This window comes from Dyella caseinilytica (assembly GCF_016865235.1).
Lineage (GTDB): Bacteria > Pseudomonadota > Gammaproteobacteria > Xanthomonadales > Rhodanobacteraceae > Dyella_B > Dyella_B caseinilytica.
Map to the genome: position 1 here is coordinate 1,679,956 of NZ_CP064030.1, position 14,763 is coordinate 1,694,718.

General features: G+C 60.0%; 12 protein-coding genes and 3 tRNA genes. 8 read left to right on the forward strand and 7 right to left on the reverse strand.

What is annotated here, in order from left to right; translation table 11 throughout:
* Positions 1–46: 46 nt before the first annotated feature.
* The 5 genes from lon (at position 47) to ISN74_RS07285 (ending at position 5,321) form a co-directional block, all read left to right on the forward strand.
* Positions 47–2,551 (forward strand): endopeptidase La, encoded by a 2,505-nt coding sequence (lon, locus tag ISN74_RS07265; protein WP_188798694.1) that lies wholly within the window; start codon positions 47–49, stop codon positions 2,549–2,551.
* A 336-nt stretch (positions 2,552–2,887) separates the two neighbouring features.
* Positions 2,888–3,160, forward strand: a complete 273-nt coding sequence (locus ISN74_RS07270; protein ID WP_188798695.1) for an HU family DNA-binding protein — start codon at positions 2,888–2,890, stop codon at positions 3,158–3,160.
* A 17-nt stretch (positions 3,161–3,177) separates the two neighbouring features.
* Positions 3,178–3,252, forward strand: a tRNA-Val gene (locus ISN74_RS07275).
* A gap of 6 nt (positions 3,253–3,258) precedes the next feature.
* A tRNA-Asp gene (locus ISN74_RS07280) sits at positions 3,259–3,335 on the forward strand.
* A gap of 81 nt (positions 3,336–3,416) precedes the next feature.
* Positions 3,417–5,321, forward strand: coding sequence for a SurA N-terminal domain-containing protein (locus ISN74_RS07285; RefSeq protein WP_188798696.1), 1,905 nt, complete (start codon positions 3,417–3,419; stop codon positions 5,319–5,321).
* An 87-nt stretch (positions 5,322–5,408) separates the two neighbouring features.
* Here ISN74_RS07285 and ISN74_RS07290 read toward each other — a convergent pair whose 3' ends face one another.
* From ISN74_RS07290 to gloB, 3 genes are all read right to left on the reverse strand, one after another.
* Positions 5,409–6,191 carry an enoyl-ACP reductase FabI gene (locus ISN74_RS07290; RefSeq protein WP_188798697.1) on the reverse strand — a complete coding sequence of 261 codons (783 nt, stop codon included), beginning with the start codon at positions 6,189–6,191 and terminating at the stop codon, positions 5,409–5,411.
* 82 nt (positions 6,192–6,273) lie between these two features.
* Complete coding sequence (locus tag ISN74_RS07295) at positions 6,274–7,518, reverse strand: LysM peptidoglycan-binding domain-containing protein (protein ID WP_229679059.1); 1,245 nt, start codon at positions 7,516–7,518, stop codon at positions 6,274–6,276.
* Positions 7,515–8,279, reverse strand: a complete 765-nt coding sequence (gloB, locus tag ISN74_RS07300) for a hydroxyacylglutathione hydrolase (protein ID WP_188798698.1) — start codon at positions 8,277–8,279, stop codon at positions 7,515–7,517. Before gloB ends, ISN74_RS07295 begins: the two co-directional genes overlap by 4 nt.
* Positions 8,280–8,487: 208 nt before the next feature.
* On the opposite strand from gloB, the gene ISN74_RS07305 reads away from it, so the two are divergent.
* Genes ISN74_RS07305 through dnaQ form a run of 3 tightly spaced genes read left to right on the forward strand, consistent with a single transcriptional unit; the run spans position 8,488 to position 10,373 of the window.
* Positions 8,488–9,165, forward strand: coding sequence for a methyltransferase domain-containing protein (locus ISN74_RS07305; protein ID WP_188798699.1), 678 nt, complete (start codon positions 8,488–8,490; stop codon positions 9,163–9,165).
* 51 nt (positions 9,166–9,216) lie between these two features.
* Entirely contained in the window at positions 9,217–9,660 is a 444-nt protein-coding gene (gene rnhA, locus ISN74_RS07310; RefSeq protein WP_188798700.1) for a ribonuclease HI, read from the forward strand.
* Positions 9,657–10,373: a DNA polymerase III subunit epsilon gene (dnaQ, locus tag ISN74_RS07315; RefSeq protein ID WP_188798701.1), complete on the forward strand. Its 717-nt coding sequence runs from the start codon at positions 9,657–9,659 to the stop codon at positions 10,371–10,373. The genes rnhA and dnaQ overlap by 4 nt, the downstream gene beginning before the upstream one ends.
* Before the next feature lie 22 nt (positions 10,374–10,395).
* Here the strand turns inward: dnaQ and ISN74_RS07320 are convergent, their stop codons facing one another.
* The 4 genes from ISN74_RS07320 to ppsA all read right to left on the reverse strand — a co-directional run bounded on the left by ISN74_RS07320 (position 10,396) and on the right by ppsA (position 14,751).
* Positions 10,396–11,097: a PP2C family protein-serine/threonine phosphatase gene (locus ISN74_RS07320; RefSeq protein ID WP_188798702.1), complete on the reverse strand. Its 702-nt coding sequence runs from the start codon at positions 11,095–11,097 to the stop codon at positions 10,396–10,398.
* A gap of 304 nt (positions 11,098–11,401) precedes the next feature.
* Positions 11,402–11,491 (reverse strand) — tRNA-Ser (locus ISN74_RS07325).
* Positions 11,492–11,569: 78 nt separating this feature from the next.
* Positions 11,570–12,265, reverse strand: coding sequence for a signal peptidase I (gene lepB, locus ISN74_RS07330; RefSeq protein ID WP_188798703.1), 696 nt, complete (start codon positions 12,263–12,265; stop codon positions 11,570–11,572).
* Between the two features lie 113 nt (positions 12,266–12,378).
* On the reverse strand, positions 12,379–14,751 hold the full coding sequence (ppsA, locus tag ISN74_RS07335; RefSeq protein WP_188798704.1) for a phosphoenolpyruvate synthase: 2,373 nt from the start codon (positions 14,749–14,751) through the stop codon (positions 12,379–12,381).
* Positions 14,752–14,763: the final 12 nt, after the last annotated feature.

The following is a 14,763-nucleotide window of genomic DNA, read 5'->3' on the forward strand; positions in this document are numbered from 1 at the left end:
CAGTGTCGGGGCCGTAAGCCTCATTTTTCGCGAGAGATTTCCTGCGATGGCAAAAAGTGCTGCAAATCCTGTCGCCACTGGCGCCCTTTTGGACGCGCTGCCGGTGCTGCCCCTGCGCGATGTCGTGGTCTATCCACACATGGTGATTCCGTTGTTCGTCGGCCGCGATAAGTCCATGCGTGCCCTCGAACGTGCCATGGAAGGTGAGCGCCAGATTTTGCTGGTGGCGCAGAAGAGTCCTGATATCGACGATCCCGAGGTGAAGGACCTTCACGAAATCGGCACGCTTGCCGGCGTGTTGCAGCTGTTAAAGCTGCCTGACGGCACCGTGAAAGTGCTGGTGGAAGGGCAGTCGCGTGTCGCGATCGAGGAATATCACGAAGACGGCGGCATGCTGACCGCACGCTCGCGTGTGATCGAGCCCGTCTACAACGTGAAGGAGCGCGAGCTGGATGTCGTTTCGCGCACACTGGTGTCGCTGTTCGAACAGTTGGTCAAGCAGAGCCGTAAGCTACCGCCGGAAGTGTTGGCGACCTTGTCGGGTATCGATGATCCTTCGCGTCTTGCCGACTCGATCGCCGCGCATCTCACTGTGCGCATGTCTGAAAAGCAAAAAGTGCTGGAGACGGCCGACGTCGGTCAGCGCCTGGAACTGCTGATTGGTCTGGTCGATGGCGAGATCGATCTGCAGCAGGTGGAAAAGCGCATCCGCGGCCGCGTGAAGTCGCAGATGGAAAAGAGCCAGCGCGAGTACTACCTCAACGAACAGATGAAGGCCATCCAGAAGGAGCTGGGTGAGGGCGAGGATGGCCCGAACGAAATCGAAGAACTGCAAAAGAAAATCGAAGACGCCGGTATGCCCAAGCCGGTGTTGACCAAGGCGCGTCAGGAATTCGGCAAGCTCAAGCAGATGTCGCCCATGTCGGCTGAAGCCACCGTGGTGCGCAATTATCTGGATTGGCTGATCGGCGTGCCGTGGAAGAAGCGCAGCAAGGTGCGCAAGGATCTCGCATTGGCGCAGGAAGTGCTCGACACCGACCACTTCGGTCTGGAGAAGGTCAAAGAGCGCATCCTTGAATACCTCGCTGTGCAGCAGCGCGTCAGTGCCATGAAGGGCCCGATCCTCTGCCTGGTCGGTCCGCCTGGCGTAGGTAAGACCTCGCTCGGCCAGTCGATCGCCAAGGCGACGAACCGAAAGTTCGTTCGCATGAGCCTCGGTGGCGTGCGCGACGAAGCAGAGATCCGTGGCCATCGCCGTACCTACATCGGTTCGATGCCGGGTCGCATCGTGCAGAACATGAACAAAGTGGGCACCAAGAATCCACTGTTCGTGCTCGACGAAATCGACAAGATGTCGATGGACTTCCGCGGTGATCCGTCCTCAGCACTGCTGGAAGTGCTCGATCCGGAACAGAACCACACATTCAACGATCACTATCTGGAAGTCGATCTCGATCTTTCTGAAGTGATGTGGATTGCAACGGCCAACTCACTCAACATCCCAGGCCCGCTGCTTGATCGCATGGAAGTCATTCGCATTCCCGGTTATACCGAGGATGAGAAGCTTGGCATCGCGCAAAAGTATCTGCTGCCGAAGCAGATCAAGGCGAACGGCCTCAAGCCTGAAGAGCTTAGTGTCGACGAGGAAGCGGTGCGCGATATCGTGCGTTACTACACGCGCGAATCCGGCGTGCGCAATCTTGAGCGCGAGATTTCCAAGATCTGTCGCAAGGTGGTCAAACAGCTGACCCTGGGTGAACACAAGAAGGCCGCAGAGAAGGCAAAACCCGAAACCAAGAAGGGCAAGGCCAAGGCTGCACCAAGTAAGGTGCGGGTGGACTCCGATAATCTCGATCATTATCTTGGCGTGCGCCGCTTCGACTTTGGTCGCAAGGAGCAGCAGAACGAGGTTGGTCTCGTGACGGGTCTGGCTTGGACTCAGGTCGGCGGTGATTTGCTCAGCATCGAATCGTCGATCGTCCCCGGCAAGGGCCGTCTGGTGCATACCGGTCAGCTCGGTGACGTGATGAAGGAGTCGATCCAGGCGGCGCTTTCCGTGGTGCGCGCACGTGCCAGCCGCATGGGCATCGAGCCGGATTTCCACGAGAAACTCGACCTGCACATCCACGTGCCGGAAGGTGCTACCCCGAAGGATGGTCCCAGCGCGGGCATCGCGATGTGCACGGCGTTGGTGTCGGCCTTGACCAAGGTGCCTGTCCGCTCCGAAGTGGCCATGACCGGCGAGATCACACTGCGCGGTCGCGTGCTGCCAATTGGCGGTTTGAAAGAGAAGCTGCTGGCGGCTCATCGCGGTGGCATCACCACCGTGATCATCCCGGACGAAAATCGCAAGGATCTGGCGGATATTCCGGAAAACATTACCGGATCGCTGGATATTCACCCCGTGCGCTGGATCGACGAAGTACTCGACATCGCATTGGAGCGTCCGCTGCAGCCGCTGCCCGCCAAGACGGATGCAGAGCCTGCGTCAGCATCGGCTGAGGCGGGTACGCACGACGAAACAACTGAAGCGCCTACACGTACCCATTAAGCGCAGGGGCTCCCCCCAGAGATTGCGATAGGCGACACGTTTTCCGTGTCGCCTCTTTCACACCGTGCAATACCGTCACGCAAGTGGCGGTTGTGCGGTGTGCGTCTGTGTGAGAGAAGATACCGCTGAACCCCCGCAAAGCGTTGGTAATGCTTGTATTGCGGACCCTTGGAGCCGCTGGTATAAAGGCTCACCGCCATCCTGGGGCTGCGCCAGCATGCACAGTGATGCGGGATCGCGTGGCAACGCCTTCCGTAGAATCCTTTCAATCCTTTCCTGCGTTGTCCCGTCCCATACCTATCCGCGGGCCGAATACCTGTTTAAGGGAGTAACTCAATGAATAAAACCGATCTGATCAATGCCGTCGCCCAAAAAGCCGAACTGTCCAAGACCGACGCCGGTCGTGCCCTCGAAGCTTTCTTCGAGACCGTGCAAGAGGCCCTGAAGAATGGCGACGACGTGGCGGTTGTCGGCTTCGGCACCTTCACCGTGCGCGAGCGTGCCGCCCGTACCGGTCGCAATCCTCGCACCAACGAAGAGATCAAGATCGCCGCTTCGAAGATTCCGGCGTTCAAGGCTGGCAAGGGACTCAAGGACGCCGTAAACTAAGCGGCCCGCTTGGTTGCGGGCGCTTAGCTCAGCGGTAGAGCGTCGCCCTTACAAGGCGAGGGTCGTAGGTTCGATCCCTACAGCGCCCACCAGTATGTGGAGCGGTAGTTCAGTCGGTTAGAATGCTGGCCTGTCACGCCGGAGGTCGCGGGTTCGAGTCCCGTCCGCTCCGCCACGGTCTGCAAGGGCGCCCCCGTGGCGCCCTTGTTGTTTAGGACATGCGCGGAAACGCGCCAACAACATCGCGGGAAGATCTATGCTGCAATCACTACGCGACAAAATGCAGGGATGGCCAGCCATTGTGGTGCTGGGCATCGCCGTATTTGCCATGTCATTCTTCGGCATCGAGGGTTACTTCAGCTCACAGTCTGAAACCTTCGTCGCCAAAGTCGGCAAGCGCGAGATCAGCCAGCAGCAATACCAGGACACCATGAACCGCATCCGTCAGCAGCAGCGTGCGCAGATGGGTGACCAGTTCGATCCGAGCGTGTTCGACAAACCCGAATTCAAGCAACAGGTGCTGGACGAGCTGATCGGCCAGCAATTGATTTTGCAAGCCAACGAAGACCTCGGCATGCGCGTGTCGGATCAGTCGTTGCGCGACACCATCGCTGCCAATCCTGCTTTCCAGGTTGACGGCCAGTTCAATGCGGACATGTATCGCGCGCAGCTCGCCGCTGCCGGCATGACGCCCGATATGTTCCAGAGCAACATTCGCACGTCGCTGGAAAGTGGCTTGCTGCCGGATGCCATCAGCGGTAGCACCATCGTCACCCAGACCGATATCGACCGTTACCTGGATATCAAGCTCCAGCGCCGTGACATTCGCTATTTCGTGTTGCCGCATGAAGCGCCAGCCGATAGCCAAGTCACCGATGCACAGGTGCAGGATTACTACACAGCGCACCAGGCGGATTTCATGAATCCAGAACAGGTGTCGCTGAAGTACATCGAAGTGAATGGCGCCGATCTGAAGCCGGAATCGCAACCCTCCGACGACGATCTCAAAAAGCGCTACCAGGATGAAATCGCCCGTTTCGGCTTGCCGGAACAACGCGAGGTTTCGCACATCCTGATCAACGTGCCGAAGAATGCGACACCGGCCCAGCAGAAGGTTGCGCTGGACAAGGCCGAGAAGATTGCTGCCGAAGCCACGCCGGAAAATTTTGCCAAGCTGGCGCAGCAGGATTCGGATGACGTCGGTTCCCGCCTTACGGGTGGCGATCTCGGCTGGCTGCAGAAGGGCGTTACCAATCCAGCCTTCGAGTCGGCCATGTTCGCGCTGCAGAAGGGTCAGATCTCCAAGCCGGTGCTGTCCGATGAGGGCTATCACATCATCTATCTGCGCGACGTGCGCAGTGGCCAGACCAAGCCGTTCGAACAGGTTCGCGACCAACTGCTCAAGGAAGCGACCTCAGCCGATCATGATCGCGCCTACAACGATGCCGCTGGCAAGATGACCGATCTCACATCGCAGAATCCGGGCTCGCTTGAGCCGGCTGCCCAGGCGTTGCAGTTGCAGATCAAGGAAACTCCGCTGTTCGGTCACAGCGGCGGGGAAGGCATTGCTGCCAATCCGAAGGTGATTGCGGCGGCATTCTCCAGCGACGTATTGAATTCCGGCAATAACTCCAGCTTGGTCGATCTGAGCAAGACCGATTCGGTGGTGGTGCGCCTCGACAAGCACGTGCCGGCTTCTCCCAAGCCGGTTGCCGAAGTGCATGATGCGATCGTGCAGAAGATCCTCGACCAGCGCATCGCTGATGCCGCCAAGCAGAAGGCTGAAGTGTTGGCCCAACGCCTGAACAAGGGTGAAGACATGGCGACGCTGGCCAAGGCCGAGCACGCTGATGTGCAGACCATCACGCAAGCCCAGCGCGTTCAGCAGGGCGCGCCGCAGCCGATTCTTGACCAAGCCTTTGTCACCCCGCACCCGGCCGATGGCAAGTCGCAATACGCGGACGTTTCGATGGGCAATGGCGCTTATGCCGTGCTCGCGGTCGACAAAGTCGAAGGCGGCGATCTTTCCAAGTTGACGGAAGACGATCGCCGGCAGCTGTATCGCCAGATGATGCAAGCTTACGGTGGTGTCGAGACCCAGGGTTTCATCGACATGCTGAAGGCGAAGAGCAAGATCCAGATCGCCAAGGACCGCATGTAATCGGCGCTATCGCGATCAAGCGATCATCATGATCAAAAGAGAAAAGGCGGCCTCGAGCCGCCTTTTTCTTTTCCACAAACCCGTTGCTCAGACGCCAGTCATGCCGAGGATGTTGTAGCCCGCATCCACATAGGTCACTTCCCCGGTGATGCCTGAAGCCAGATCCGAACACAGGAATGCGCCGACATTGCCGACTTCGTCGATAGTCACGCTTCGCCGCAGCGGTGCGTTTTCTTCCACATGTTCGAGCATCTTGCGGAAATTGGCGATGCCCGCTGCAGCCAATGTTTTGATTGGCCCGGCTGAAATCGCGTTGACACGCGTCGTCTCGGGACCAAGGTTGTAAGCGAGGTATCGCACATTCGCTTCAAGGCTCGCCTTGGCCAGTCCCATGACGTTGTAGTTGTTCAGGGCCCGCTCTGCGCCGAGATAGGTCAGTGTGAGGATGGCGCCATTGCGATGGGCCATCATCGGGCGCGCTGCTTTGGCCAGCGCGGCAAGACTGTAGCTGGAAATATCGTGGGCGATGGTGAAGTTTTCGCGCGTGAGGTGATCCAGAAATTCTCCCTGGATGGCCTCGCGTGGCGCAAAGCCAATCGAATGCACCAGGATGTCGAAACCATCCCAATGCTTGCGCAAGGCTACGAACAGGTTTTCGATTTGCGCATCCTCGGCAACATCGCAGGGCAACACGATGTTGGAGCCGAACGCATTGGCGGCTTCGTCGACGCGATCCTTCATTCGCTCGTTCGGATAGGTGAAGGCAAGTTGCGCGCCTTCCCGATGCATGGCGTTGGCGATGCCCCAGGCGATGGAGCGCTGGCTGGCAATGCCAGTGATAAGGGCTCGCTTACCATGCAGGAATCCCATGCGTCCTCCTGAAGATGATCAGTCAGCACACGAAGGCGCTCGCTCCCGCGAGTCTAGCAGGCAGTCGCGAGGACGGAGGGATTCAGGGCGTATCGAGCTTGAGTACTTGCCCCGGCTTAAGCGGCTTGCCGTGCAAGTTGTTCAGGCGTTCAATCTTGCTTACGCTCGTGGAGTAATTTTTGGCGATCTGCCACAAGCTTTCTCCCGAGCGCACCGTGTGAGTGCGGGCGTGGTGCGGCTTGGTTGACGTGTTGGAACTGTCGTCGGTGATGGCAGGTGCATCCGCAAGCATGGGCGGCGGCGGATTGTTGTCAGATAGGCTGGCCGTCATGCCCTGGTCGTTGGCTATCTGCAACGCGGTGCGCAACTGCTCGGCGTTACGATGCGGCATCAACAACAGGTGCCCCGGCGTGTTGTTATCCACGTTACCTGTAAGCAAAGCAGGATTCAGTTGCTTGAGCGTGTCGGCATCCATGCCGGCACTGCTGGCTGCATGGGACAGCGTCATGCTGTGGCTGACTTGCACCGCCTCCAGATGCTGATCTGGCGCCAGCGTGGGTAATTCCACATTGAATCGTCCGGGGTCGCGCACCACGCAGGAAATGGCCAGCAGCTTGGTCAGATGTTCACGTGTGACGCGCGGTACCGGCAGGTTCGGAATGGCCGGTTCGTCTGGGGGTAGGCCATGCTGCTGAACCAGCTTCTGCATGCCGAATTCGCCGCGGTTGAAGGCGTAATCCACCAAGCGCCAGTCATGCAGGTTGTCGTGGTAATCGTGCAGCATGCGCATGACGCCGTCAGTCGAGGCGGCTGTATCCAGGCGCCCGTCATAGCCGCGATCCGTATGCAATCCGATCACGTGCGCGGTACTGCTAACGATTTGCCAGATACCAACAGGAAGATTGCGATGTCCCGGCACGGGCCGGTACTGGCTTTCCACCCACGGCAACAGGGCGAATTCACCGGCTACGTCGTATTTCTCAGCGACTTGCTGCACATAGATGAGCTGCGGCAGCACCTGATTCATCTGTGTTTCAAAGCGCTGAGGATTTTGCGTATAGCGATGCGCCCATACCATGATCTGCGGATCGGCATCGCAATCGGACATGGCGAAGCTGCCGCGCAACCTGTCCCAGACATCTACCGTTTCCGGCTGCGAAGCAGGCGTTGCCGCTGCCTGGGGTGCAGGCGCTGGTGTCGGCGCAGGGGCTTGGGTTGGCGTAACTGTCGTCGCGGGCGCGTGCGTCGGGCCAGTCGTCGGTGGTGTCGCGCATGCCGCCAGTAACGAGGCAAGCGCAACGGGAAGAAGTCGTTGCGTGTGTTTCATGCGCGGAATGCGTCCTTGGCGGACCGCAGCGCGGCGAAACGAGCGACAGGATCATTCGCTGCACCATGCCGGCGACACCAGTCGATCACGCTCTCACTATCCACGCGCAGGAAAGGATTGCACGCCAGTTCGCTCGACAACGTGGCGGGCAGGCTCGGACGGTGTTCGGCTCGAAGCCTGGTCACTTCATCCAGTCGCTGCTTCAGTGCCGCATTATCGGGCTCGATGGTTTGCGCAAAGCGGCCGTTTGCAGCGGTGTATTCGTGGCCGCAACACACCAATGTGTCGCCGGGCAGGGAGGCAAGACGCTGTAGTGATGACAGCATCTGCGTGGGCGTGCCCTCGAACATGCGGCCGCAGCCGAGGCTGAATAAGGTGTCGCCACAGAGCAATACGCCTTCGCCAACGTAAACGATATGGCTCAGCGTGTGGCCCGGCACGGCGATAACTTTGAAGCGTGCAGATGGCTGTTGGAGTTCCAGCGTCTGGCCGTCGTGCACCCGATGCGTCGCGATCTCGATGCGGTCATCGTCAGGCGCATAGACGGGAATGCCGTAGCGGTCTCGCAGCTGGCCGGCACCGCCGATGTGATCGGCGTGATGATGCGTCAGCAGGACAGCGCGCAGGGTCAAGCCGCGAGAGGCGAGTGCCGCTTCCACCGGGCTGGCTTCGCCCGGATCCACCACGATGGCTTGGCCGCTGTCGTTATGCAGCAGCCAGATGTAGTTGTCGGCAAGCGCCGGTAACGGTACGACGTGCAAGGGCGTACTCCGCTCTGTTTCTTCGTATCGACTGACGCAGGCGTCCGGCATGCGCGCGACTGGGGACTATAAAACCCTAGGGACGACAGGTAGTTAGATATCCGTTAATCGAAATATCGTTCGAATCCTGTTGCGGACTGGTTCGTCTTTGTGAAGCCAGCCGGTAAACTCGCAGCCTGACCCCGCCCCCGCGACAGGCCCTCGTTCCATGCCACAGCGCGCCCACGATATCTACGCAAGTGCGCCCATGCGTGGTCTCATGGCCGATGAAACGGTAGCCTACCTGCCGGATCTGCGCCGTTGCGCAGGTACTCGGGCGCTGCTGCTCTCCGCCGCCGCCCAGGATGCGCCACCCAATCCACCCTATCTGGGCCAGTGGGTGACGCTCCGGCTCGCGCAGGGACGATTCCGGGGCGATGTCCAGGCCAGTGCCAGCGAGCCGTTGCCGTTTATAGACCGGGCTTTCGATCTGATCCTCCTGCGCCACGCTCTGGAGCCTGCTTCCCTTTCGCTGGACGAGATCATTCGCGTGCTGGCGCCAGGCGGCATGCTGGTGCTTACGGGGATCAATCCGTTGAGCGGCTGGACACCCTGGTGGCTTTGGCATACGCGTGGCAGCGATTCGCATGCCACGTCTCCCATGCAGTTGGCAGTCAGGCTGCGCCGGGCAGAACTGCAGATCGAGCGGGTACAGCGGGTAGGGCGAGCGTTGCCAGTACCCTCGAACGGACAAGCTGATGCGCCGGCCTTGCTTGGCGGCGGCTATGTACTGGTGGCGCGCAAGCAGGGCCCGATGAACGTACCGACGCGGCTGCGCCCCAAGCCAGTGACGCCGCCGGTGCGAGCCGGCCTTGCTCCCGGTGCGCGGCGCAATTCGGTCAGTTGATGGCGCGTTTCGAAGACACACCTCAATTCAGAAGAAGACGGAGCAGAACGAGTGGCGGATGTAGAAGCGTTTACCGATGGCGCGTGCCTCGGCAATCCCGGTCCGGGAGGCTGGGCGGCACTGTTGAGAGCCAAGGGAACGGAGCGTTTGCTGAGCGGCGGCGAGGCTCAGACCACCAACAACCGGATGGAACTGCTAGCCGCAATCAGCGCGCTCGAAGCTTTGACGCGCCCGTGCAGCGTCAAGGTCACCACCGATTCGCGTTACGTCATGCAGGGCATGGAAGAATGGGTGCCGCGCTGGATCAGCAACGGCTGGCGCACCGCCGATAAGAAACCGGTAAAGAACCAGGATCTATGGCAACGGCTTTCCGCCGCGGTAGCACCGCATCAGGTACGTTGGCAGTGGGTAAAGGGCCACGCCGGTCATGTTGAAAACGAGCGCGTCGATCAGGCTGCACGCGAACAGGCAGAGCAATTCAAGGAAAAGGCATGAGACAGATCGTTCTCGATACCGAAACCACCGGCCTCGAAGTACGTCAGGGCCACCGCCTGATTGAAATCGCCTGCGTCGAGTTGATTGAGCGCCGACCCACCGGTCGTCATTACCAGACCTACCTCAATCCGGATCGTGCCATCGATGAAGGTGCCCGCGAAGTAACGGGTATTGAGGATGAATTTCTGCTCGACAAGCCGCACTTCGAGGACATCGTCGAGGAGTTTCTGGCATTCATCGATGGCACTGAACTGATCATCCACAACGCGACCTTCGACGTTGGCTTTTTGGATGCCGAGTTAGCGCGCGCGGGCGCGCACTACGGGCGTATCAGGGACCGTTGTCCCGTGCTGGATACCCTGGCCATGGCGCGCGAGCGTTATCCCGGCCAGCGCAACAGCCTCGATGCACTCTGCAAGCGCCTTGGCGTGGACAACTCTGCGCGTGGCCTGCACGGGGGCTTGATCGACGCGCAGCTGCTCGCTGATGTTTATCTCGCGATGACGTCTGGCCAGGTCGTACTCGACCTGGGATTTGAAGGCGCAAACGAAACCGGCGAACGCTCGGTGGTCACGCCGCTGGTGCTCGCCCGCCGCCCGCGGGTGCTGCGCGCCAGCCAGGACGAACTTGACGCGCACGGCAAGCGATTGGATGCCCTGGACAAAAGCGCCGGTGGTCAATCGGTGTGGCGCCGGGTGGAAGTCGAGGGCTAAGAGCCGCCAAACAGGCGCTGATTTAGCGGTTGCGGGCGAGAATCGCGGTGACGTTGTCGCTGCCGCCCGCATCGAGGGCGGCCAGCAGCAGATGATCGACGCATTCCTGTGCGGCCAGATCTTGTCGGCCAACCATGTTGGCGATGGCGTTGTCGTTCACTTCTTCGGTAAGGCCATCGCTGCAGATGAGGAAGCTCATGTCGGGCGTGAGTTGTCCTTTGGCCAGGCTGATATGCAATTGCTCTAGCGCAGTGATGCCCAACGCCTGGGTCAGCACATTGCGTTGTGGATGCCGCCGAGCTTGGGACTCCTCGATTAGGCCAGCGTCAACCAGACTCTGCACCAAGGAGTGATCGTGGCTGACCTGACGCAGCCCGTTCTTCCACTGATAGATGCGGCTGTCGCCCACCCAGGCTATTTCGTAGTTCTGCTCGGATAGGCGGAGCGCCACGATGGTAGTGCCCATGGGGAGCGCATCGTCGTAGCGCTGTGCGCGTTCAAGCACGCGAGCGGCTGCGCCATGCACGGCTTCAGCCAGCGGCAAACCGCGGCGCACACCTTCGATCACCGCATCGCGCGCCAATGCTGAAGCCACTTCCCCGTGCTGATGCCCACCCATGCCGTCGGCAACTAGAAACAGGCCTAGCGCCGCGTCGGCGCAATACGTGTCTTCATTGCGCGTGCGGCGCAATCCAACGTGGGTTCCGTGTCCGAACTCGATCATGGGCATCTGCTGATTAGATAGGCGCAGCATGCCGGATGTGGATGCGTGGCGCAAAAATTTTGTGTGGTGATTCACAGAATGGTTTGGATATTGAGCGCGGTCACATGTTCAAAACACTTTCTTGATGGTTGTCTTGAGGCGCATGCAGGTGGATTGTTCTGCACGTCTATGGGCACCACCCTCCGTGAGTGGCGCTTCAGGACCAGCCTCCGGCTGTCTTTGTCGAACCGATAGCTCTTATCCAAATCACCCGCCGCCACCGCCAGATACGCAAAAAGCCCCACGAGGGGGCTTTTTGCGTATCTGGCGGAGAGGGTGGGATTCGAACCCACGGTACGCTTACACGTACGCCTGATTTCGAGTCAGGTACATTCGACCACTCTGCCACCTCTCCGAAAAGGTGCGCGTTGGTCAGCGCGAGCCGGACATGATACGTGCTCGCCCTGGGCCTGACAACTGCCTGGTTCGGGATTTATCGAGGCGAGGGGCTGGGAACGTCAAGGCGGGCCCCAAAGCGCTGCTTGCGTGGCAGGTAATCGTGATTCGGATCCAGCGACATCGCCACATAGCGGGATCGCCCCACGATTTCGTTACGGGGGAAGAAGCCCAGGTAGCGGGAATCCATGCTGTTGTCGCGATTGTCACCCATCAACAGATATTGGCCGGTCGGTACGGTAATCGGACCGAAATCACGCATCTCGCTGGGTCGATAGATCGAAAGCCGGATCAGGTGTTGCAGGTGGCCCAGGCTTTCCATTTCGTACCGGGCAGGATCCTGCTGATCGTCGTGGATGCCTTGCACGTTGACGGGCGAGTAGGTGGCGGCCACGCCATTGATGTAGAGCATGTTGTCGCGCAGGGCGACTTCGTCGCCGGGAAGGCCGATGACGCGCTTTACCAGGCGCTCATTAGCAGCGTGTGAATCGAGTACCACGATGTCGCCGCGTTGCGGATCAGCCAGATGGATGAGCGAGATATGTGTGAGCGGTACGCGGATGTCGTAGGCTGCCTTGTCCACCAAAATGCGGTCGCCAATCTGAATGGTCGGTTGCATGGAGCCGGTAGGGACGACACTCCAGTCAGCGAGCGCGCTGCGGAACATGATCATGCAGAGCATGAAGGTAATGAATCCCTTGTTCCGGTAGAGGTGCTGCATCAGGCTGCGCATCGTCTTCCCCTTCTTGCGGTAATGGATAGGGGTACAGACAGCGTTGCGATGATCGAGTTTCACAAAAGCAACGGGGCGGTGTTGCCACCGCCCCGTGCTTCAAGCCTTGTGCTTTAACCGGCTTTCTTCTTGGCCAGACGCAGCCAGGTATCGACCACGGTGTCAGGGTTGAGCGACACCGATTCGATACCCTGATCCATCAGCCATTCAGCCAGATCAGGGTGATCAGACGGGCCCTGGCCGCAGATGCCGACGTATTTGCCACGCTTGCGTGCAGTCTGAATGGCCATCGACAGCAGCTTCTTCACCGCTGGATCGCGCTCGTCGAACAGGTGGGCGACGATGCTTGAGTCGCGGTCCAGGCCGAGGGTGAGCTGGGTGAGGTCGTTGGAGCCGATCGAGAAGCCATCGAAGATGTCGAGGAATTCGTCGGCCAACAGCGCGTTGGACGGCAGCTCGCACATCATGATGATCTTCAGGTCATGCTCGCCTTGCTTGAGGCCGTTCTTGCCGAGCACCTCGACCACCTTGCGGCCTTCGTCCAGCGTGCGCACGAACGGGATCATCACCCACACATTCGTGAGACCCATCACTTCGCGCACGTGCTTGACGGCTTTGCATTCCAGACCGAACGATTCAGTGAAGCCGGCATCGACGTAACGGCTGGCGCCGCGGTAGCCGATCATCGGGTTTTCTTCATGCGGTTCGTAGCGCGAACCGCCGAGCAGATTGGCGTATTCGTTGGACTTGAAGTCGGACAGGCGCACGATCACCGGCTTCGGATACACCGACGCGGCGATGGTGGCGATGCCTTCGGCTAGACGATCGATGTAGAAGCTCACCGGATCGGCATAGCCGGCGATGCGCGCGTCGATCTTGGCCTTGGTTTCGGCATCCTGCCTGCTGTATTCGAGCAGCGCCTTCGGATGCACGCCGATATGACTGGCAATGATCATTTCCAGACGGGCCAGGCCGATGCCTGCGTTCGGCAGCATGCCGAAGTCGAAGGCGCGCTCGGGGTTGGCCACGTTCATCATGATCTTCAGCGGTGCTTCGGGCATCGCGCCGAGATCTGCAGTGACGCGGTCGAACTTCAGCTGGCCCTCGTAGATCATGCCGGTATCGCCTTCCGCGCAGGACACGGTGACGTCATGACCGTCCGGAATGGTGTTCAGCGCATTGCCCGTGCCGACCACCGCCGGTACGCCCAATTCGCGCGCAATGATTGCCGCGTGGCAGGTGCGGCCGCCGCGATTGGTGACGATGGCCGAAGCGCGCTTCATCACCGGTTCCCAGTCGGGGTCAGTCATGTCAGCGATCAACACATCGCCCGGCTGCACTTTGTTCATATCGGCCAGCGAACGAATCACGCGAGCCTTGCCTGCGCCGATCTTCTGGCCGATGGCGCGGCCTTCGGCCAGCACCTTGCCTTTTTCGGTGAGGTGGAAACGCTCCAGCTGCGTGGCATGCGCACGCGACTTCACCGTTTCCGGGCGGGCCTGCACGATGTAGAGCTTGCCGGTGTTGCCATCCTTCGCCCACTCGACATCCATCGGACGGCCGTAGTGCTTTTCGATCACCAGCGCCTGCTTGGCCAGTTCCTGCACATCGGCATCAGTGATACAGAAGCGGTTGCGATCAGCTGCCGGGGTTTCCTCGATGCGCACGCGCTCGCCAGGCTGGGTGGAATACACCATGCGTTGCTGCTTGGCACCGAGGCTGCGGCGCAGTACGGCCGGCTTGCCTTCCTTCAGTGTCGGCTTGAACACGTAGAACTCATCCGGGTTCACCGCGCCCTGGACAACCATTTCGCCCAGGCCGTAGCTGCCGGTGACGAACACCACATCGCGGAAACCCGATTCGGTATCGAGTGTGAACAGCACACCGGAAGCCCCCACATCCGAGCGCACCATCAGCTGCACGCCGGCGGAGAGAAACACGTCTTCGTGCTTAAAGCCCTGGTGCACGCGGTAAGCGATGGCCCGATCGTTGTAGAGCGAGGCGAAAACTTCTTTCACCTTATGCAGCACGTCGTCGATGCCGACCACGTTGAGGAAGGTTTCCTGCTGGCCGGCGAACGATGCATCCGGCAGATCTTCGGCGGTGGCGGAGGAGCGTACGGCGACGGCGATATTGTCGCTGCCGGCATCTTTGCAGAGCTTGATGTAGGCCGCGCGGATGGCATTTTCCAGCTCGGCAGGCAGGGCGGTGTCGACAATCCAGCCCCGGATTTCCTTGCCGCCGGCGACCAGTGCGTCGACGTCATCGACATCCAGTGTGGCCAGCCGTTCGGCGATACGCTTGGACAGGCCGCTCTTTTCCAGATACTGCTGGAAAGCGTCGGCGGTGGTGGCAAAGCCGCCCGGCACGGATACGCCGAGCTGGGCCAGGTTGCCAATCATCTCGCCGAGCGACGCATTCTTTCCGCCGACCTTGCCAAGGTCGGTCATGCGCAGTTGGTCGAGCCAAAGCACCAGATCGTTCAAAGGAGTCTCCTT

Bases quoted from the DNA above. Each gene is read 5' to 3' on its own strand.
- ISN74_RS07295 (WP_229679059.1), bottom strand. From the start codon at position 7,518: ATGAAACACACGCAACGACTTCTTCCCGTTGCGCTTGCCTCGTTACTG.
- dnaQ (WP_188798701.1), top strand. From the start codon at position 9,657: ATGAGACAGATCGTTCTCGATACCGAAACCACCGGCCTCGAAGTACGT.
- ISN74_RS07305 (WP_188798699.1), top strand. From the start codon at position 8,488: ATGCCACAGCGCGCCCACGATATCTACGCAAGTGCGCCCATGCGTGGT.
- ISN74_RS07290 (WP_188798697.1), bottom strand. From the start codon at position 6,191: ATGGGATTCCTGCATGGTAAGCGAGCCCTTATCACTGGCATTGCCAGC.
- ISN74_RS07285 (WP_188798696.1), top strand. From the start codon at position 3,417: ATGCTGCAATCACTACGCGACAAAATGCAGGGATGGCCAGCCATTGTG.
- lepB (WP_188798703.1), bottom strand. From the start codon at position 12,265: ATGCGCAGCCTGATGCAGCACCTCTACCGGAACAAGGGATTCATTACC.
- lon (WP_188798694.1), top strand. From the start codon at position 47: ATGGCAAAAAGTGCTGCAAATCCTGTCGCCACTGGCGCCCTTTTGGAC.
- ISN74_RS07320 (WP_188798702.1), bottom strand. From the start codon at position 11,097: ATGATCGAGTTCGGACACGGAACCCACGTTGGATTGCGCCGCACGCGC.
- ISN74_RS07270 (WP_188798695.1), top strand. From the start codon at position 2,888: ATGAATAAAACCGATCTGATCAATGCCGTCGCCCAAAAAGCCGAACTG.